The organism is Stenotrophomonas sp. KH_029, from assembly GCF_057839765.1.
In genome coordinates, this window is sequence record NZ_CM174498.1 from 1142418 (window position 1) to 1162505 (window position 20088).

The window sequence follows — 20088 nt, forward strand, 5'->3', positions numbered from 1 at the left end:
GCCGGCACTACCGGGATACGGGTAGGTGCCGACCGTTGGTCGGCACGCCCTGCCGTCAATGCGAGCGCTGTACCGCGTAGCGGGCCAGCCCGCGCAGGGCGGCCACCGCATCGTTGTCGGCCAGGCCGTCAAGCGCGCGCTCGGCGGCATCGGCGTATTCCACCGCGCGGGCGCGGCTGTATTCCAGCCCGCCGGTGGCGTGGATGGCGGCCAGTACTTCGGGCATGGCCTCGGCGTCGCCGTTGCGCACGATCTGCCGCAGGCGCTCGCGGGTGCCGGCATCGGTGTGCGCCATCGCGTGGATCAGCGGCAGGGTGGCCTTGCCTTCGGCCAGGTCGTCGCCCAGGTTCTTGCCCAGCTCTTCGGCGTTGGCCGAGTAGTCCAGCACGTCGTCGGCGATCTGGAAGGCGTAGCCCAGCGCCATGCCGTAGTCGTACAAGGCCTGCTGGGCAGCTTCGTCCACGCCGCTGGCCAGTGCGCCCAGGCGGGTGCCGGCGGCGAACAGCACCGCGGTCTTGCGCTCGATCACGCGCAGGTAGGCCGCCTCGTCGGTATCGGGGTTGTGCACGTGCAACAGCTGCAGTACTTCGCCCTCGGCGATGCGGTTGGTGGTGTCGGCCAGGATCCGCATCACCGGCATGCGGTCCAGTTCGACCATCAGCTGGAAACTGCGCGAGTACAGGAAATCGCCGACCAGCACGCTGGGGGCATTGCCCCACAACGCATTGGCGGTGCTGCGGCCGCGCCGCAGGCTGGATTCGTCGACCACATCGTCGTGCAGCAGGGTCGAGGTATGGATGAACTCGATGATTGCCGCCAGCTGGTGGTGTTCCGGGCCGGCCTGGCCGACCGCGTGGCCGGCCAGCATGACCAGCATCGGCCGCAGGCGTTTGCCGCCGGCGGAGATGATGTGGTCGGCGATCTGGTTGATCAGCACGACATCGGAGGACAGACGGCGGCGAATCAGCGCATCGACGGCGGCCATGTCGGGCGCGGCTAGCGTCTGGATCTGGGGCAGGCCCAGCGCGGGGCGGGTGTCTTCGGTGATGGTCATGCGGTCTGACTTTCAGGCTTGGCGGGAATTATAGGCGGTGCCGTCGTATTCCGCCCGCCAGGCGATGCGGCGGCGCTGGCCCTACCGGCCCGGGGCCGGCCCGGCGGGCGGATCGGGCCATGGCCGGGATGCCGCCACCGGTCGCCGCCGCCCCGCCGGCACAGCTGCCTGCGGTGAATACGTATGCACCCGGCGCCATCCCCGCAGGCGCCCCGCTAAGCTTGCCGGGTACGTTGTGGCGCCCTTGCAGGCGCCGTGCAAGCCCGGAGGGGGCCCTGAATGTCGCAGACTCCATGGTGGCGTGGTGCCGTCATCTACCAGATCTACCCGCGCAGTTTCCTCGACGCCAATGGCGACGGGGTAGGCGACCTGCCCGGCATCATCGACCGCCTGGACTACGTGGCTGCGCTGGGCGTGGACGCGATCTGGATCTCGCCGTTCTTCACATCGCCGATGGCCGATTTCGGCTACGACATCGCCGATCACCGCGATGTCGACCCGCTGTTCGGCAGCCTGGCCGATTTCGACCGCCTGCTGGCCAGGGCGCATGCGCTGGGTCTGAAGGTGATGATCGACCAGGTGTTCAGCCATACCTCGATCGACCACGCCTGGTTCCGCGAAAGCCGACAGGACCGCACCAACCCCAAGGCCGACTGGTACGTATGGGCCGATCCGCGCGAGGACGGCACGCCGCCCAACAACTGGATGTCGATCTTCGGTGGCGTGGCCTGGCAGTGGGAGCCGCGCCGCGAGCAGTATTTCCTGCACAATTTCCTGGCCGACCAGCCGGACCTGGATTTCCACAATCCAGCGGTGCAGGAGGCCACGCTGGACTATGTGCGTTTCTGGCTGGACCGTGGGGTGGATGGTTTCCGCCTGGATTCGATCAACTTCTGTTTCCACGATGCGCAGTTGCGCGACAACCCGGCCAAGCCGCTGGACCAGCGGGTGGGCCGCGGTTTCAGCGCGGACAACCCCTACGCCTACCAGTACCACTACTACAACAACACCCAGCCGGAGAACATCGGCTTCATCGAGCGCTTGCGCGGGCTGCTGGACGAGTATCCGGGAACGGTCAGCCTGGGCGAGATCTCGGCCGAGGATTCGCTGGCGACCACGGCCGAGTACACCGCGCCGGGCCGGTTGCACATGGGCTACAGCTTCGAGCTGCTGGTGAAGGATTTCAGCGCCGGGTACATCCGCGACACGGTGTCGCGGCTGGAAGCGGCCATGGCCGACGGCTGGCCGTGCTGGGCGATCTCCAACCACGATGTGGAGCGCGCGGTGACCCGTTGGGGCGGGCACCCGGCGCAACCGCGGCTGGCGCGCCTGCTGGTGGCGCTGCTGTGCTCGCTGCGTGGTTCGATCTGCCTGTACCAGGGCGAAGAGCTGGGGCTGGGCGAGGCCGAGGTGCCGTTCGAGGCGCTGCAGGATCCGTACGGGATCACCTTCTGGCCGAACTTCAAGGGCCGCGACGGCTGCCGCACGCCGATGCCGTGGATCGACGCGCCGCTGGCCGGGTTCACCACCGGCCAGCCATGGTTGCCGATCCCGGCCGAGCACGTTGCCGCGGCGGTGGCGGTGCAGGAACACGATCCGCACTCGGTGTTGAACGCGTTCCGCCGGTTCCTGGGCTGGCGGCGGACCGTGCCGACGCTGCTGGTGGGCGACATCGCATTCCTGGCCACGGCCGAGCCGGTGCTGATGTTCCAGCGCCGGCATGCGGGGGAGACGCTGCTGCTGGCGTTTAACCTGTCCGCCGACGAGGTGCGCGTGGCCTTGCCCGAAGGCAGTTGGCAGGCGCTGCACGTGCCGGGCCCGGACGTGGGCCACGCCGAGGGTGCTGAGCTGGTGTTGCCGGCGCAATCAATGTACTGCGCGCGCCAGGGCTGAAACGATTTCCGGTGGTATTGAGTGGGCGGGGCCGATGGCCTCGCCCTTTTTTTGGTTCTTCGCCGATGTGCGGGGCTACAACCCGTCAAGTGCTGGGGCATTGGGTGGACATGCCACCGTTGTCCGGGCGCGGTTGCTGTTTCCGCTTCGCGGATAACTTCAAAAGCGTTTCGTGCCCCTCCGGGGCGCGAGTCACTTTTCTTTGCTCGTGCAAAGAAAAGTAACCAAAAGAAAGCACGCCCCGTCCGCTCGCCGTCGGGCGTTGCCCGCCGGTGCCCTGCGCTTCTCGCGTCGGCAAGGGACGGTGCGGAACTCGCTGCGCTCAGACACCCGCACCTCTTCGCCCTTGCCGCCGCTGCGATGCTCGGCTCGCTCCAAGGGGGAGGTAGATCAAGGTCAGGATCACCAGCAACGGCAACGGCAACGGCAACAGCGTCCAACCAGCGGTCAGTCCAGCTGCTCCAATTCCTGGCAACCTATTGCAGGTAGGTCCGACCCGTGGTCGGACACGCTTCGTTCCGGCATCACGCTGTCCGAGCGTGGCTCGGATCTACGCTTTTCCATGCGTGCCAGCCATGTGTGGAGGGTTGGCGCGGGTGGGTTGGCGGGACTGTCGAAAACATGGATGTTTTCGCCAAGCCTTATCTGTTCGGAATCTGGCAGCGTAGGCGTCGAGAGCCGGCGTGGGCCGCCGTGCAAGCCTGGATCTCGACGATCGTCATGGAGCTTGGCGCCCACGCCGGAATCTCCCTTGATCCGCCCGAACAGTTGCTGGAGCTGACACTCGCAGTGATAAGACTGGGCAAGCGGGGGAGCTCTCGACCCTTCCAGACTATACGGAGTCGGGCGATGAACGGGATCGGGATTGATGTCAGCAAGCGCCAGCTTGATGTTGGCACGACGGACGGGGAGACCCTGCGGGTCAGCAATACCCGCTCTGGCTTTGCTGAATTGGACGCTTGGCTGAGGAAACACCCGGCGATCCAGATCGTGCTGGAGGCCACCGGCGGCTACGAGCAGCCCGTGCTGGACTTCCTGCACAAGGCAGGTCATCCGGTGGTCCGGGCCAATGCCCTGCGGGCCCGAAAACTGGCCCAAGGCCTTGGCCAGGTGGCCAAGACCGACCGTTTGGACGCCTATGCATTGGCGCAGATGGCTGCCTTGGTGAAACTGCCTTCCTATCAGCCGCTGGAGCCTTGGCAGCAGAAGATGCGGGAATTCGTGTGCGCACGTCGACAGGCGATGCACGCGCTAACCGTCGCGCGGCAGCAACAGGAAATGGTGGGCAATCGTGAATTGCGCCAGCTGCTGCAGACCAATATCACACGCCTGCATACGCTGGTTGAACGACTGGGAAAGCAGATTGCCGAGCAGGTCTCTCAGCAGCCTCAACTGGCTGTGCTGAAGTCGATGAAAGGCGTCGGTCCAGGGCTGCAGGCGGTACTGGCCAGTTATCTGCCCGAGCTGGGCAAGATCAGCGGCAAGGCCATCGCCAGTCTGGTTGGGGTGGCGCCGATGTCCCACGACAGCGGGACGATACGTGGGAAACGAAGCATCCATGGCGGCAGAGCCGAGATCCGTCAGGTGCTTTATATGGCCAGCATGTCGGCCATGCGGCATGAACCGCGATTGCGCGACTTTTATCAGTCGCTGCGAGCTCGCGGCAAGGAAGGCAAAGTGGCCATCGTGGCGGTGATGCGGAAGATGCTGGTGATCCTCAACGCCCGCGTGCGCGACGCCCAAAGCGGATCGATCCCCGCCTGACGCGCGCCCGTAGGGCCTCAAAAGGCTGCCGGCCAGCGGCCGGCACTACCGTGCCTGCGCGCCGGGCACGGGGAAGCTCCCCGGCAACACAGTTGCTCCATGGACGGATTCACGGCGTGTCCCGCCAACCCGCCCGCGCCAACCCAATCAGCGTATATGTCGGTCATTGCCTTTGATCTGAGTCTGTAGTTCGCCGCCTACCCGAAAATTGGCGAAGAACCTTTTCGCGCTTGGCGATACCCGGAATTCGTCGATCATGCATGCCGGGCAAGCAAAAACCCGCTGCTCGCGCAGCGGGTTTCCGTGGTTTCCACCCTGGCTGGATCAGAACTTGTAGTTCACGCCCAGCATGTAGGTACGGCCCCATTCCATGTACTCCAGCGGGCGGTCCTTGCTGCCGGCGTAGGTGCGGTACGGCTCGTTGGTCAGGTTGCTTCCCTGCAGCAGCAGGGTCAACCCGTGCAGGCTGCTGCTGTCGGCGAAGGTGTAGCTGATCTGCGCGTCGGTGACGTTCTCGCCCACCACATAGCGCAGCGTGCGGTTGCCGTTGAAGTTGCCGATCTCGCCGATGAAGTCCGACCGCCGGCGCTGGCTCACCCGTGCCTCGAAACCGCTGCGCTCGTAGTACGCGGTGAGGTTGTACACGCGCTTGGACAGGCCCGGCAGGCTGATCGGCCCATCACCGACCGAGGAGGCGCTTTCAGGATCGCGGATGCTGACATCGCTGTCGTTGAACGTGGCGCTGGCCTGTACGCCGAAACCGCGCAATGCCGGCGTGAACATGTCCAGCGGGAACGACGCGGTGAGCTCCAGGCCGCGCAGCGAACCACCCTTGCCGTTTTCAGGGGCGGTGAAGGTGCCGGTGGTCACTGCCGGCGGCGAACCTACCGGCGGCACATAGTCGGCGACGAACTGCGAGAAGTCGTAGTTGTCCTGGGACTGGGTGTAGATGTAGGTCTTCAGCTGCTTGTAGAACAGCGCGGCGGCCACATAGGCCTTTTCGCCGAAGTACTTCTCATAGGACAGGTCCAGCGCAGTGGCACGCCATGGATCCAGCAGCGGGTTGCCGCCACTGGCGCCCGGCTTGCCGGTAGCCGTGTCCACGCCGAACTCCAGCGCCGAGCGCATCTGGTCCACCCGCGGCCGTGCCACCTGCTTGGCCGCGGCGAAACGCAGCGTCTGCTGGTGCGGGAACATGAACACCAGGTTCATGCTGGGCAGCCAGTCGTTGTAGGTCCTGCCACCGCTGAACGGACGCACATTGCTGCCGGCCGGCTGCGAGCCATCCCAGTAATTGGACTGCGAACTCTGGTCGGTGTGCTGCATCTGCACGCCGATATTGCCGCGCACGCCCACCGCGCCGATGTCGGTGTTGATGTTCGCGCGCAGCCAGGCGGTGGTGATCTTCTCCTGTACGGTCCATGCCTTGGACACCAGGTAGGACAGCTCATCGGTGGGCGCGAACACCATGTAGCGGTCCACCGCGGCCGGCACGTTCCAGGCCGGGATGTAACCCAGCCCGGCAAAGCCGAGATTGACCGGGCGGTACTGCAGGTCGCCGGCGATGTTGGCATCGCCCTGCGCGCCGAGCAGGATGCTGCCTTCAGGCTGGGTCTTCTGCTTGCGGCGGTCGGCGTAGTTCACGCCCACGTCCACGTCGGCGAACCACTTCAGCGATTCGGGCAGGGCGAAGGTGGCCTGCAGGCGGGCGCCCTTCAGGCGGTCTTCGACCTGCGGGACCTTGCCGTAGCCGGAGCCGTAGATGGTGTTGGTCAGGAACAGCGCGTCGGGGTTGGAATAGTCCAGGCCCGGGCGGATCTGCGAGAAGCCGTTCGGCTTGACCACCACGCCGACCGTATCCAGCTGCGGCATCGGGGTCAGCTGCAGGTTGTTCTCCAGGTTCAGCTCATCGCGGGTGGCCTTGGAGTAGTTCACGTCGGCCACGACCTTGACCCGCTCGAAGTTGAACTCGTTGTTCCAGCCGAACGCGTCGATCTTGTCCTTGCGCGTGTTGTACATGCCGCGCACCAGCGGGTACACGCCGCTGGCCACACCGCCGGCGAAGCTGCCGTCGGCGTTCACCTGCGGGTTGCTGATCAGCAGGCCGGGGGTGTAGTTGCCGTTGTAGTTGCTCAGGTTGAGTTCGAACTGGTTGGCCGTGTCGATCTGCTCGGCTTCGGTATGGAACGCATCCAGGGTGCTGGTCCACACGTTGGACGGGCGGAACTGCACGGTGGCCATCACCCCGTCGCGCTTGTTGTTGCCGGTGCGGCGCAGCGCCTTGATGCCGTCGGAGAACACCGTGCCCGGGGCCAGCCCGGGGCGGTCGCCGTTGTCGGTATGCTCGGTGGTCCAAGGCTCGTACAGGCCCACCTGGTTTTCCTGGATCGGCATGTCGCTGTGCGCGTAGCCGACCGCGATGCCCAGGGTGTTGTCGAAGAACTGGTCGATGTAGCTGGCGCTGAAACGGTTGCCATACGGATCGACGTTGGCGGCCTTGCCCAGCGAGCTCTTCTGGTAGCGGCCGCTGATGGCGATCACGCGCTCGGCAAAGCTCAGCGGGCGCACGGTCTGCATGTCGATGGTGCCCGACAGGCCCTGGCCGACCAGGGCGGCGTCGGGGGTCTTGTACACGGTCACGCCGTTGACCAGTTCCGAGGGGTACTGGTCGAACTCGACGCTGCGGTTGTCGCCGGTGCTGACCACCTCACGCCCGTTGAGCAGGGTGGTGGCGAAATCCGGCGACAGGCCGCGCACGCTGATCACCTGGGCACGCCCGGCCACGCGCTGGGCGGCCAGGCCGGGCAGGCGGCCCAGCGATTCGGCGATGCTCACATCGGGCAGCTTGCCGATGTCCTCGGCCGAGATCACTTCGACCACCGAGGTGGCGTCCTGCTTGATCGCAATGGCGTTCTCGATGCCGCGACGGATGCCGGTGACCTGCACGGTGTCCAGGTTGGTGGCCGCGGTGCCGGCCGGCGTGGTGGTGTTCGGTTCGGCGGTCTGCGCCGACGCCATCAACGGCGTCAGGGCGACGGCCAGCGCCAGACTCAGCGCGCTGCGCTTGCGGTTCAACATTTTCCCCTCCCAGGCAATGTTGCCAATCGTTTTTTTGGTTGCCCGGAGAACCGGGAGCGTCATGGCGCGGTGGCCGTTGACTGCGTGGCTATGGTAGGCAGCGCATTCGCCGTGCGACGGATCCTGCATACGTATTCAATGGGGTTTCAGCGGCTGTAAGCGGTTACAGGTGCGTCGGCGCATTCGCGCTGCCGCTCCACGATTCGCTTCGCGAACCGCAGACCCCTGTCTCACCAACACCCATACCCCCGTGCCTTCGGCACCACCCCCTGACTCAGGGGGCTTTCCTCCAGACGCGCTAACGGTCGGTGCGTTGTATTGCGCCGGGGCAATTACAGCGGAACGAAACGGATGGCCTGGCCACCGCCGGGTGCCAGCACCAGGGTGAGCGCATCGGCGCTGGTCACCTCGCGGGTTTCACGCACGAACGCGAACGGGTTGCTGCGGAAATCGGCGCCGTCGCCATCGCGGTAGATCTCGGCGCGGTAGCGCACGCCCGGTTCCAGGAAACCCAGCGATACCGGCAGCACCCGGCCGTGCTCGTCGGTGATGCTGCCCAGGAACCAGTCGCGGCTGTGGCGGTCCTTGCGCACGAGGGTCACATGGTCGCCCACTTCCCCGTTGAGCACGCGCGAGTCGTCCCAGTCCACCGCCACATCCTTGATGAAGCGGAACGCTTCGCGGTGCTGCAGGTAGTGTTCGGGCAGGTCGGCGGCCATCTGGATCGGGCTGTAGATGGCCACGTACAGCGCCAGCTGGCGGGCCAGCGTGCTGGGAATGGGTTGGCCGCCACGGCCCTTGAGGCTGAGGATGCCGGGGGTGTAGTCCATCGGCCCGGCCAGCATCCGGGTGAACACCAGGTTGACCTCGTGCTCGGGCGGGTTCGGCGGCTGGCCCCAGGCGTTGTATTCCATGCCTCGCGCACCTTCGCGCGAGATCCAGTTCGGGTAGGTGCGGCGCAGCCCGGTGTCCTTGATCGGCTCGTGCGGGTTGACCGCGATGTGCCGTTTGGCGGCTTCCTGCACTACCTTCAGGTGGTGGCGGGCCATGAACTGGCCGTCGTGCCACTCGCGCCACAATGCGCCGCCGGCCGGATTGCGCCGGTCCACCTGGCCGTCATCGCAGACGTAGCCGCTCTTGAACGCATCCACGCCCAGCCGCGCATACAGGTCCAGCGCGGCGTCGAGCTGGTCTTCGTAGTGTTCGATCGCGCAGCCGGTTTCGTGGTGGCCGATCAGGTGCACACCTTTCCTGGCGCCATAGGCCGACAGCGCCTGGATGTCGAAATCGGCGGTGGGCCGGGTGAAATCGAAGTCGTAACCGTTGCCCACCCAGTTGCCGTCCCAGCCGGGGTTCCAGCCCTCCACCAGCACCCCGCGGAAGCCGTGTGCGGCGGCAAAATCGATCACCTTCCTGGTCTTGGCGGTGGTGGCCGCATGCCTGGGTCCGGTGGCCCAGCTTTCCCGGTCCAGGTGCATCGACCACCACACGCCCAGGTACTTGGACGGTTTGACCCAGCCCACATCGCCCAGCGCATTGGGTTCGTTGAGATTGAGGATCAGGTCCGATTCGACCAGCCCGCCGGCGCGATCGCTGATCTGCAGGGTACGCCAAGGGGTATCGAAGGGCAGGCTGCGGCGCACCTTCCAGCCTTCGGCCGCCAGCGACAGCTGCGCGCGCAGGCGCTGGCCGTCGGTGCGGCGCAGCCACATGCCGGCGTAGTCGACCAGCGCCGCTTCATGGATGGCCACGTGCAGCCCGTCGCCGCTGCGCAGGGTGATCGGGGTGTGCACCAGCGGTACCTGGTCCAGCGGCGTGCGCCGGTACAGGTATTCGTAGTGGATCGCTTCCCCGGCCGGAATCCACCACGCGGTGGCGGCGGGCGCGATCGCAAATTCGGTCAGTTCCTCGTCGATGATCGCCTCGTCCATGCCCGGCTGCTGCGGGAAGTGGTAGCGCAGGCCCAGGCCATCGTCGAACACGCGCAGCACCACGTCGATGCGGCGCCCGGCGCCGCTGCGTTCGCCCAGCTGCACCACCACCTCGTTGTAGTGGTTGCGCACGAAGCGGCGTTCGCCCCACGGTTGTTCCCAGGTTTCATCGACGCTGCGCGCGGTCTGCCCGAGCACGGCCAGGTCGCGGTCCAGGCGCCCGTCGCGCAGCTGGAAGCCCAGCCTGGATTCGGCCACCACGGTGTCACCCAGGCGTTCGACCCGGTAGCTGGGGTTGCCCCCATCCAGCTGCAGCGACACCCGCAGCACCTTGCCGGGCGATTCCACGCTGGCCACGGTGAGCGGTTCGGCCCAGGCGCCGGCGGCGGCGAGCAGCAGCGACAGCGCCAGCCAGGGCAGGCGACGGCGCATGCTGCACGCATGAAGATGTTGCGGCGTCGTCGGCATTTCCCCTCCCAAGGCGGCCCGGACATGGCTGGACTATAGCCACGCAGATCCGGCGCTTCGGCTGCATTGCGATGAATACGTATGCAAAGGGGCGCGCGCCGCGGCCTGCCGTCTACCATGGGGCCAAGGCACCCTGGGAGGGGGCCGCGAGCGCAGCGCCGCACCGGTGCAACCACCCGCCGGTCGGTACCGGCCGTTGGCCGGTACGGGGCTGGGTAACCACAACGCGTGCAACGAGGGAGGGAGGCCGACGGGCGCAAGCCGGTCGTCCGCTTCGATGCTGAAGATGATCTGCCTGACCGCCGCCTTCGGGCTGGCGCCGAGCTGGGCCGCCACGGCGGCCGAGCTGAGCTTCGACGGCCGCACCGCGCGCGCCGTCGCTGCCGCCGATGGCGGCTACCGCCTGCATGGGCCAGCGCAGGAGGTGGAGATCGCCGCGCAGCCGATGCGCAGCCGCACCGACAGCGTGCTGTTCGACGCGCTGTTCGCGCTGGCCCAGCAGGAGCTGGACGCCGACCGCGTGGACGCGATCCGCGACCCGGCCTTCAACCAGGGCAGGCCGGTGCCCTGCGACTGCTTCCAGACCGGCGAACGCTGGCCCTATGTGTGGACCCGCGATGTGAGTTTCGCCGCCGACCTGGCGCTGGCGCGGCTGGACCCGGTACGCACCCGCCAATCGCTGCAGTTCAAGCTGTCCACCGCCCGCGACGGGCGTACCCCGGGGCTGTTCGTCGCCCAGGACACCGGCTCGGGCGGCAGCTGGCCGATCAGCAGCGACCGGGTGGTGTGGTTCCTGGCCGCGCGCGCGCTGCTCGATGACCCGGCGTTCGCCGGGCAGACCTGGCAGGCTTTGCAGGCCACCCTGGCGCAGGACCGTGCGGCGGTATTCGATCCCCGCATCGGCCTGTACCGGGGCGAGACCTCGTTCCTGGACTGGCGCGAGCAGACCTACCCGGACTGGACGGCCAAGGACGTACGCTTCATCGGCGATTCCTTCGCGCTGTCCACCAACGTGCTGCATTACCAGGCGTTGCGGCTGGCCGAGCGGCTGGCCCGCGAGCGCGGCGATGCCCGCGCGGCGGACTACGCCGGCTGGGCCGACGCGCTGGCCATCCAGATCGATGCGCGCTTCTGGCGCGGGGACGCCGGCCTGTACATGAGCTACATCGGCGAGGCCGCGCACCCGGTGCCGTATGCCAAGTACGACCTGCTGGCGATCTCGCTGGGCGTGCTGGCCGACGTGTTCCCGGCCGACCGCGCCCGCCGCGCGCTGGCCAGTTACCCGGCGGTGGAGGGCGGCAGCCCGGTGGTGTGGCCGCAGGAAGCGCGGCAGCCGATCTACCACAACCGCGCGGTCTGGCCGTTCGTGAGCGCCTACTCGCTGCGCGCCGCGCGCCGGCTGGACGATGCCGCCCGCATCCAGCGGGAGATCGAATCGCTGATGCGCGGCAGCGCGCTGGCCGGCTCCAACATGGAAAACTACGAGATGCGCAGCCTTGCCGTGCATGTCGATGAGGGCGCATTGAGCGGCCCGGTGGTCAATTCGCCACGCCAGCTGTGGTCGGTGGCCGGCTACCTGTCGATGGTGCTGGAAGGGGTGTTCGGCGTGGAAACCGACGGCAGCGTCGTGCCGAAACTGCCGACCGCGCTGGTGCCGGCCTTGTTCGGCAAGCGCGGCACTATCGAACTGGACGACGGCAAAACCCGTTACGTGCTCAAGCGCCCGCGCAAACTGGACGGGCAGCTGCTGGTGGCCGGCAAGACCGCGCGCAGGGGCAACACCGTCACCGTGCAGCTGGTGGCCGCACCGGCGCCGGGGAGTGCCGAGCCACGCTCGGTTGCCTCTGCTTCTGCAGCTGCCTACGCCCCCGCCACGCCCACCGCGCCCAAGCCGGTCCGGCGCGGCAAGGCGTGGTCGATCGCCGTTCCCGCCAACCACGCACTGTGGCTGGACGGCCGCGAGGTCACCGCCGCGCCATCGTTCACCCTCGGCGACGACGGCCACCGGCACTGCCTCAGCGTCACCCGCCGCGAAGGCCCGCTGGAATCGCTGCACAGCCCGACCACCTGCGTCGGCCCGCAGCAGCGCCTGGCCGGCGCGAGGCAATGGTCCTGGACCGCCGCGGCCCCCACCCGGGTACGCATCCGCCTGCGCTATGCCAATCCCAATGGCCCGATCAACACCGGCGTCACCGTGGCGGTGAAACAACTGGTCGCGCAGTGCCCGGGCCAGCCGGCGCTGCGCGCCAGCGTGGTGATGCCGCACAGCGTAGGCCCGCAGGACTCCACCGCCGCCGAATTCGACCTGCCCGGCGGGCGCTGTCGCTTTACGCTGGAAGAAGGCTTCAACATGAGCGCACTGGCGCACTTTGCCACCTACAACGGCGGCAAGGGCGGCCGCGATGGCGTGCTCAACCAGGCCCAGGTCAGCGCGCTGCTGATCGCGCCGATCGCCGCTGCCGCAGGGGATGCACGATGAGCCGCCCGGCCAAGCCCGCGCTGTCGTTCTGGCAGATCTGGAACATGTGCTTCGGCTTCCTCGGCATCCAGTTCGGGTTCGCCCTGCAGAACGCCAATGCCAGCCGCATCTTCGAAACCCTGGGCGCGCCGATGGATGCAGTGCCCGGGCTGTGGATCGCCGCGCCGCTGACCGGCCTGCTGGTGCAGCCGGTGATCGGCTACTGGTCCGACCGCACCTGGACCCGCTGGGGCCGGCGCCGTCCGTACTTCATGGCCGGCGCGGTGCTCACCACCCTGGCGCTGCTGGTGATGCCCAACTCGCCGACGCTGTGGATCGCCGCCGGCACGCTGTGGGTGCTGGATGCCTCGATCAACGTGTCGATGGAGCCGTTCCGCGCCTTTGTCGGCGACCAGCTGGCGCCGCGCCAGCGGCCGGCCGGCTACGCGATGCAGAGCTTCTTCATCGGCATCGGCGCGATCGTGGCCAGCTTCCTGCCCTTCATCCTGGCCCACCTCGGCGTGGCCAACACCGCCGGGGCAGGGCAGGTGCCCGATACCGTGCGCTATGCGTTCTACTTCGGTGCGGTGGTGCTGCTGGGCGCGATCTGCTGGACGGTGCTGCGTACGCGTGAGTATTCGCCGGCCGAACTGGCCGGGTTCGCCGATGCGCAGCCGCCCGCCGCGCACCTGCCTGCGCGCGTGGCCGGCCCGCCGGCGTGGGCGCAGGGCGCCCTGTGGCTGCTGGTCGGGGTGGTACTGGCCGCGGCCATCGCCTGGCAGCGCGGCGACAAGATGCTGTATGTGCTGGCCGGGCTGTGTGCGGCCTATGGCGTGCTGCTGGGCCTGGCGCGGGTAGTGCCGGGCACGCATATGCTGGCGCAGATCGTCGATGACCTGCGCAGCATGCCGCAGACCATGCGCCGGCTGGCCTGGGTGCAGTTCTTCTCGTGGTTCGCGTTGTTTGCGATGTGGATCTACACCACCGCCGCGGTGGCCGGCACCCACTTCGGCTCCACCGACCCCGCCTCGGCCGCCTACAACGAGGGCGCCAACTGGGTGGGCGTATTGTTTGGCGCCTACAACGGCTTTGCCGCGCTGGCCGCGCTGCTGATCCCGCCGATGGTGCGCCGGTTCGGCCTGCGCTGGAGCCACCTGCTCAACCTGTGGCTGGGCGGCGCCGGGCTGGTCTCGCTGATGTTCATCGACGACCCCAGGTGGCTGCTGCTGTCGATGGTCGGGGTGGGCTTCGCCTGGGCCTCGATCCTGTCGCTGCCCTACGCGATGCTGTCCGACAGCGTGCCGGCGGCCAAGATGGGTATCTACATGGGCCTGTTCAATTTCTTCATCGTCATCCCGCAGCTGGTCGCCGCCAGCGCGCTGGGCTTCATGCTGCGCACCTGGCTGGGCGGCGATCCGATGCACGTGCTCGCCCTGGGCGGGGCCAGCCTGGTGCTGGCCGGGCTGTGCGTGCTGTACGTGCCTTCCTCACAGGAGCTTGCCTGATGCGTGGTTCTTCCCGGTTGTCGCTGGGCCTGTCGTTCGCACTGCTGTCGGCCCAGGCCGTCGCCGCGCCGCGCCCGGAGTATGTGGGTACCAGCGAACCGTTCGCCAGCGAGGCGGTGTACTTCGTGGTCACCGACCGCTTCGTCAACGGCGACCCGGACAACGACCACCGCGACCAGGGCGGCAGGCACCGCACCTTCGACATCCCGGTGGCGTGCCCGGACAAGGTCGACGGCAACATCGGCTACCTCGGCGGCGACTTCAAGGGCGTGCTCGACAACGCCGACTACATCGCCAACCTGGGTTTCGGCGCGGTGTGGATCACTCCGATCGTGGACAACCCGGACCAGGCCTTCACCGGCAGCAAGCCGATCAGCTGCAGCAGCACCCTGACCGACCGCGGCAAGACCGGCTACCACGGCTACTGGGGCATCAACTTCTACAAACTCGACGAGCACCTGCCCAGCGCCGGCCTGGACTTTGCCGGGCTCACCCGTGGCCTGCACGCGGCCAGGCTGAAGGTGGTACTGGACATCGTCGGCAACCACGGCTCGCCGGCGTGGACCATGCCAACGCGCCAGCCGCAGTTCGGGCAGCTCTTGGACAAGCACGGAACGCTCGTCGCCGACCACCAGAACCTGCCGCCGCAGCAGCTGGACCCGGCGCACAACCCGCTGCACGCGTTCTATAGCAACATCGGCCCGGTCGACAGCAAGAACGGCTCGATCTTCGACGGCAACCTGGCCGAGCTGTCCGATTTCAATCCGCACAATCCGGCGGTGATGGATTACCTGGTCGGCGCCTACCTGCAGTGGACCGCGCAGGGCGTGGATGCGCTGCGCATCGACACCATCGGTTGGCTGCCGCACCCGTGGTGGCATGAATTCGTCGGCCGCATCCGCGCCGCGCATCCGGGCATGTTCATGTTCGGCGAGGCCTTCGACTACGATGCCGGCAAGATCGCCGAACACACCTGGCCGGCCAATGCCAACGTCAGCGTGCTGGATTTCCCGTTGCGTGGCGCGTTGTCCTCGGTGTTCGGCAAGGCGCAGCAGGGCTTTGAAACCCTGGCCGAACCGCTGCACCTGGTCGGTGGCCCGTACGCCAATCCGTACGAGCTGATGAGCTTCTACGACAACCACGACATGGCCCGCCTGGACGCCAGCGACAACGGCTTCATCGACGCGCACCACTGGCTGTTCACCGCGCGCGGCATTCCGGTGATCTACTACGGCTCGGAAACCGGCTTCATGCGCAGCCGCGCCGAACATGCCGGCAACCGCGCCTACTTCGGCCAGCCGCGCATCGACGCGGCCCCGCAGAGCCCGATCTTCGCCCCGCTGCAGCGCATCGCCCGGCTGCGCCAGGCCACCCCGGCGCTGCAGCGCGGCCTGCAGGTCAACGAGCGCCTGCACGGCGATGAGGCTGTGTTCTTCCGCGTGCTGCAGCAGGGCGATACCACCCAGACCGCGCTGGTGCTGCTCAACAAGGGCGACACCGCGCGCACGATGGAGGTGCGCCGCTACCTGCAGGCAGGCCGCTGGCGCGATGCGCTGGACGGTGGCAGCCGGCAGGTAACGGGCAGCCTCAAGGCGACCGTGCCCGCGCACGGGGTCAAGGTGTACCTGCTGGACGCCCCGGTGGCCCAGCCGCAGTTGCAGGCCGAGCTGCAGCGTGCCGTCGCCGACCAGCAGGCGCGCACCCGGCGCCTGGCCCGGTAGGTACCCACCGTTGGTGGGTACATCGCGCCACCATTGGTGGCTAGGTGTTGCGCCAGCGTTGCGGGCTCCGCCACACCGCCCCGGTACAATGGCGCCCCCGCAACCGTCGCACCTGGCCCCATGACCGAGCTTGCCCCGCAGAACCCGATCGAAACCCTGCTCAAATCCGCCATGGACGGGCAACTGCCGATCGGGCTGTTCATGAAGGCCTTCGTGGCCGCCGAGGTGGTGTTGCTGACCGGCAGCCTGGTCACCCCCGACGGCAGCGGCTTCGACCCGCTGCTGTTCGACAAGCAGGGCGTGCTGCACGTGGCGGTGTTCACCGACATGGCGCGGGTGGGCTTCCACAGCCAGCAGGCGCCGCACACGCTGCGCGTGCCGATGCTCGAGGTGCTCAAGCGCGTGCCCGGCGGATATGGCGTGGTGGTCAACCCGGGCACCACGCTGGGCTTGGAACTCTCGCCGGCCGGCATCGGCGAGATCCTCAAGGATTTCGCCTAGGTTGCGCTGCCGGGCTGGTTTTACGCCGCCCACACGTTGCTTAATGTGCTTTCAGCCAGCAACGCAGATCACACAAGGCCTACACAAGACCCGTTGCTAGACTCGCCGCGTCGAAAATGGCGAACCTATGCCCTATGCAGACACAAACTTCCCGCATCACCACTGGTATCCAGGGCCTGGACCAGATCCTCCGCGGCGGCTTCCCGCAAGGGCGGTTGTACCTGCTGGAAGGGCCGCCTGGTTCGGGCAAGACCACCTTGTCGCTGCAGTTCCTGCTCGAAGGCCTGCGCCGGGGCGAACGCTGCCTCTACATCACGCTGTCGGAGACCGCCGAGGAGTTGCGCGAGGTCGCCACCGCGCACGGCTGGTCGCTGGACGGGCTGCAGCTGTTCGAGCTGGGCTCGGCCGAGGACGCGCTGGGCAACGGCCGCCTGCAGTCGGTGCTGCATTCGTGGGAGGTGGAACTGGATGAAACGGTCAACCTGATCCTGGGCGAAGTGGACCGGATCGGTCCGTCGCGGATCGTGTTCGACTCGCTGTCCGAACTGCGCCTGCTGGCGCAGGATTCACTGCGCTACCGTCGCCAGATCCTGGCGCTGAAGCAGTTCTTCGCGCCCAAGGCGGCCACGGTATTCCTGGTCGACGATCTGACCTCCACCAGCGAAGATCGCGACGGCCAGCTGCACAGCCTGTGCCATGGGGTGCTGTCGCTGGAACGGCTGACCCTGGATTTCGGCCCGGCCCGGCGCCGGCTGCAGGTGCAGAAGCTGCGCGGCGTGGACTTCGTGGCCGGCTACCACGACATGGTGATCCGTGGCGGTGGGCTGGAGGTGTTTCCGCGCCTGATCGCCAACCAGCACCATGAGCAGTTCCATGGCACCCCCGTTGGCAGCGGCGTGGCCGAGATCGACAACCTGCTCGGCGGCGGCCCCCTGCGCGGTACCTGCACCCTGCTCACCGGCCCGGCCGGCAGCGGCAAGACCAACGTGGCCCTGCAGTACATCTGGGCGGCCTGCGAGCGCGGCGAGAAGTGCTGCATCTTCGAGTTCGACGAGCGCGTGGGCACGCTGCTGGCGCGCGCCAGGGCGCTGGACATCGACCTGCACCAGCACCTGGCGTCGGGCCTGCTGGAGATCATCCAGATGGACCCGGCCGACATCTCGCCCGGCGAGTTCTCCTGGAACATCCAGAGGGCGGTCGAGCAGGGCGGTTGCAGCGTGCTGATGATCGACAGCCTCAACGGCTACGTCGCGGCCATGCCGCAGGAAAAGCAGCTGATGCTGCAGCTGCATGAGCTGCTGTCCTACCTCAACCAGCAGGGCGTGGTGACCTTCCTGGTCAACCCGCAGCATGGGCTGGTGGGCAGCATGTCCACCGGCAACTTGAACGTTTCCTACATCGCCGATGCGGTCATCCTGTTCCGCTTCTTCGAAGCGCAGGGACGCATCCGCAAGGCGATCTCGGTGATCAAGAACCGCGGCGGCGCCCACGAGGACACCATCCGCGAGCTCAAGATCAACGGCCGCGGGCTGTCGCTCAGCGGCCCACTGAAGGAATTCAAGGGCATCCTCACCGGCACCCCCGAATTCGTCGGCGACAGTACGGCATTGCTGGGCCAGGCCCATGCCGGATGATCACGGCAGTACAGGGGTGGTGCACATCGTCGCGCCGTTCGGGCGCGATGCCGACCGCATTGCCACGGTGCTGCACAGCGCCGGGCTGAGCACGCAGATCGCGCCGCAGCTGGCGGCACTGGGCGCGGCCATCGACGAACGCGCCGGGGCCGCGCTGGTCACCGAAGAGGCCATTGTCGGCGGCACCGAGGCCCTGCTGGCGGCGTTGAACGCGCAGCCGGCCTGGTCCGATCTGCCCTTCATCCTGCTGCGCTCCCCGCGCGCCCATCGCCGTTCACCGGCCGACGGATTGCTGCCCCGTTCGCTCAACGTGGTGGAACTGGACCGCCCGCTGGGCAGCATCTCGCTGCTCAGCGCCGTGCAGGGCGCGTTGCGCGCGCGCCAGAAGCAGTACCTGGTGCGCGACCAGATGCAGGCGCTGGCCGACAGCCGCGTGGCCCTGGTGCGCAGCGAGGCGGAGCTGCGGCTGATCGCCGACGCCATGCCGGTGCTGATCGCCTTCATCGACCGCAGCCTGCATTACCGGTTCGCCAACAAGGCCTACGAAGCCTGGTTCGAGCGGCCGGTCGGCGAGGTGATCGGCCAGCATGTCAGTGCGGTGATCGGCGCCGACGCGTGGGAGCAGCGCATGCCGGCCATGGACCGTGCGCTGGCCGGGCACGAAACCGTGTTCGAGACCACCTGGCCGCGCCGCGACGGCCGCCGCTGCGACGTGGAGGTGCGCTATTCGCCGCGCCTGCTCGCCGATGGCAGTGCCGACGGCTTCCATGTCTTCGTTACCGACATCACCGTGTCCAAACTGGCCCTGGAAAGCAGCCGGCAGCATGCGCAGGAGCTGGAGGAGATGGTGGCCGAGCGTGGAAGCGCAGATGGCCGCGCGCGAAGCCAGCGAATCGGCCCTGCGCCAGGCGCAGAAGATGGAAGCCATCGGCCAACTGACCGGCGGCATCGCGCACGATTTCAACAACATGCTGACCGGCATCCTGTCGGCGCTGGACATCGTGCGGATGCGGCTGGAAATGGGCCGTACCGACGACCTGCACCGCTTCCTGGATACCGCCACCGCCTCCAGCCAGCGTGCCGCCGGCCTGACCCAGCGCCTGCTGGCCTTCGCCCGGCGGCAATCGCTGGATGCAAAGCCGCTCGAGCTCAATGCCCTGGTCGGATCGGTGCTGCACCTGCTGCGCACCACCCTGGGCGAAACGGTACGGCTCGATACCCGGATCGCCGCCGCGCCGCTGCACGCCACGCTGGATGCCAACCAGTTCGAAAGCGCCCTGTTGAACCTGGCGATCAATGCGCGCGATGCGATGCCGCATGGCGGCGCGCTGGTGCTGCGGACCCGCGCGGTGCAGATGGGGCAGGGTGAGCATGCCAGCATTCCGGCCGGCCACTATGCGGTGGTGGCCGTCTCCGACACCGGCACCGGCATGCCGCCGGAAGTGGTGGAGCGCGCGTTCGAGCCGTTCTTCACCACCAAGCCGATCGGCAAGGGCACCGGCCTGGGCATGTCCATGGTGTACGGTTTCATGCAGCAGTCCGGCGGACATATCGCCATCGATTCGGCGCCAGGGCAGGGCACCACGGTATCGCTGTACATCCCGTTGGCGCAGGCACCGGCCACGCCGGCCGAACCGGCCGCGGCCGCCGTGGTCTCGCTGGGGGCAGGGCAGTCCATCCTGGTGGTCGAAGACGACGAGCAGGTGCGGATGCTGGTCACCGTGGTGCTGGAGGACCTGGGCTACCAGGTCGAAGTGGTCGGCGACGCCGATGCGGCCATTCCGCCGCTGGCCTCCCCGCGCGTCATCGATCTGTTGATCACCGACGTGGGCCTGCCCGGGCTCAACGGGCGCCAGCTGGCCGAGATCGCGCGGCAGTCGCGCCCGGTGCTGCCGATCCTGTTCATGACCGGCTACGCCGAAAAGGCGCAGGAACGCTCGGCGTTCCTGGAGGCCGGGATGGCGATGATTGCCAAACCATTCCTGCTCGACGAGTTCAGCGCGGCGGTGCGCAAGGCGCTGGCCGACGGACACGAGGCGTGCGTGGCCTGAGCGTGGCCCGACGGCCGATCCGTCGCACGA

Annotated in this window: 10 protein-coding genes and 1 pseudogene; 8 read left to right on the forward strand and 3 right to left on the reverse strand. The window is 67.6% G+C overall.

Annotated elements, in window-relative coordinates:
* Positions 1-55: 55 nt before the first annotated feature.
* Positions 56-1054 carry a polyprenyl synthetase family protein gene (locus AC3ITM_RS05360; protein ID WP_489268966.1) on the reverse strand — a complete coding sequence of 333 codons (999 nt, stop codon included), beginning with the start codon at positions 1052-1054 and terminating at the stop codon, positions 56-58.
* 279 nt (positions 1055-1333) lie between these two features.
* Between AC3ITM_RS05360 and AC3ITM_RS05365 the strand changes: the two genes are divergently transcribed.
* On the forward strand, positions 1334-2947 hold the full coding sequence (locus AC3ITM_RS05365) for an alpha-glucosidase (protein ID WP_489268968.1): 1614 nt from the start codon (positions 1334-1336) through the stop codon (positions 2945-2947).
* 849 nt (positions 2948-3796) lie between these two features.
* A complete protein-coding gene (locus AC3ITM_RS05370; RefSeq protein ID WP_489266115.1) occupies positions 3797-4711 on the forward strand; it encodes an IS110 family RNA-guided transposase in 915 nt (304 codons plus the stop codon).
* A gap of 324 nt (positions 4712-5035) precedes the next feature.
* Here AC3ITM_RS05370 and AC3ITM_RS05375 read toward each other — a convergent pair whose 3' ends face one another.
* On the reverse strand, positions 5036-7789 hold the full coding sequence (locus tag AC3ITM_RS05375; protein ID WP_489268969.1) for a TonB-dependent receptor: 2754 nt from the start codon (positions 7787-7789) through the stop codon (positions 5036-5038).
* A gap of 332 nt (positions 7790-8121) precedes the next feature.
* Positions 8122-10152, reverse strand: coding sequence for a glycoside hydrolase family 97 protein (locus tag AC3ITM_RS05380; RefSeq protein ID WP_489268971.1), 2031 nt, complete (start codon positions 10150-10152; stop codon positions 8122-8124).
* Between the two features lie 313 nt (positions 10153-10465).
* Here AC3ITM_RS05380 and AC3ITM_RS05385 point away from each other — a divergent pair, with 313 nt between their 5' ends.
* The 6 genes and pseudogenes from AC3ITM_RS05385 to AC3ITM_RS05410 all read left to right on the forward strand — a co-directional run bounded on the left by AC3ITM_RS05385 (position 10466) and on the right by AC3ITM_RS05410 (position 20058).
* The gene (locus AC3ITM_RS05385) at positions 10466-12667 is read left to right on the forward strand and encodes a Six-hairpin glycosidase-like protein (protein WP_489268973.1); all 2202 of its coding nucleotides are present in this window, start codon (positions 10466-10468) and stop codon (positions 12665-12667) included.
* Positions 12664-14151: an MFS transporter gene (locus AC3ITM_RS05390; RefSeq protein WP_489268975.1), complete on the forward strand. Its 1488-nt coding sequence runs from the start codon at positions 12664-12666 to the stop codon at positions 14149-14151. The genes AC3ITM_RS05385 and AC3ITM_RS05390 overlap by 4 nt, the downstream gene beginning before the upstream one ends.
* Positions 14151-15872, forward strand: a complete 1722-nt coding sequence (locus AC3ITM_RS05395; protein WP_489268977.1) for an alpha-amylase family glycosyl hydrolase — start codon at positions 14151-14153, stop codon at positions 15870-15872. Before AC3ITM_RS05390 ends, AC3ITM_RS05395 begins: the two co-directional genes overlap by 1 nt.
* Before the next feature lie 120 nt (positions 15873-15992).
* A complete protein-coding gene (locus AC3ITM_RS05400) occupies positions 15993-16373 on the forward strand; it encodes an SseB family protein (protein ID WP_489268979.1) in 381 nt (126 codons plus the stop codon).
* A 116-nt stretch (positions 16374-16489) separates the two neighbouring features.
* Positions 16490-18007, forward strand: coding sequence for a DUF7125 family protein (locus AC3ITM_RS05405; RefSeq protein WP_489268980.1), 1518 nt, complete (start codon positions 16490-16492; stop codon positions 18005-18007).
* Positions 17997-20058, forward strand: a pseudogene (locus AC3ITM_RS05410) (hybrid sensor histidine kinase/response regulator). The gene AC3ITM_RS05405 and the pseudogene AC3ITM_RS05410 overlap by 11 nt, the downstream one beginning before the upstream one ends.
* The last annotated feature ends 30 nt before the right edge of the window (positions 20059-20088 follow it).

What these genes read in the sequence shown, in the direction of transcription:
- AC3ITM_RS05390 (WP_489268975.1), top strand. Translation starts at nt 12,664, where the DNA reads ATGAGCCGCCCGGCCAAGCCCGCGCTGTCGTTCTGGCAGATCTGGAAC.
- AC3ITM_RS05375 (WP_489268969.1), bottom strand. Translation starts at nt 7,789, where the DNA reads ATGTTGAACCGCAAGCGCAGCGCGCTGAGTCTGGCGCTGGCCGTCGCC.
- AC3ITM_RS05380 (WP_489268971.1), bottom strand. Translation starts at nt 10,152, where the DNA reads ATGCGCCGTCGCCTGCCCTGGCTGGCGCTGTCGCTGCTGCTCGCCGCC.
- AC3ITM_RS05360 (WP_489268966.1), bottom strand. Translation starts at nt 1,054, where the DNA reads ATGACCATCACCGAAGACACCCGCCCCGCGCTGGGCCTGCCCCAGATC.
- AC3ITM_RS05370 (WP_489266115.1), top strand. Translation starts at nt 3,797, where the DNA reads ATGAACGGGATCGGGATTGATGTCAGCAAGCGCCAGCTTGATGTTGGC.
- AC3ITM_RS05405 (WP_489268980.1), top strand. Translation starts at nt 16,490, where the DNA reads ATGGCGAACCTATGCCCTATGCAGACACAAACTTCCCGCATCACCACT.
- AC3ITM_RS05365 (WP_489268968.1), top strand. Translation starts at nt 1,334, where the DNA reads ATGTCGCAGACTCCATGGTGGCGTGGTGCCGTCATCTACCAGATCTAC.
- AC3ITM_RS05385 (WP_489268973.1), top strand. Translation starts at nt 10,466, where the DNA reads ATGCTGAAGATGATCTGCCTGACCGCCGCCTTCGGGCTGGCGCCGAGC.
- AC3ITM_RS05395 (WP_489268977.1), top strand. Translation starts at nt 14,151, where the DNA reads ATGCGTGGTTCTTCCCGGTTGTCGCTGGGCCTGTCGTTCGCACTGCTG.
- AC3ITM_RS05400 (WP_489268979.1), top strand. Translation starts at nt 15,993, where the DNA reads ATGACCGAGCTTGCCCCGCAGAACCCGATCGAAACCCTGCTCAAATCC.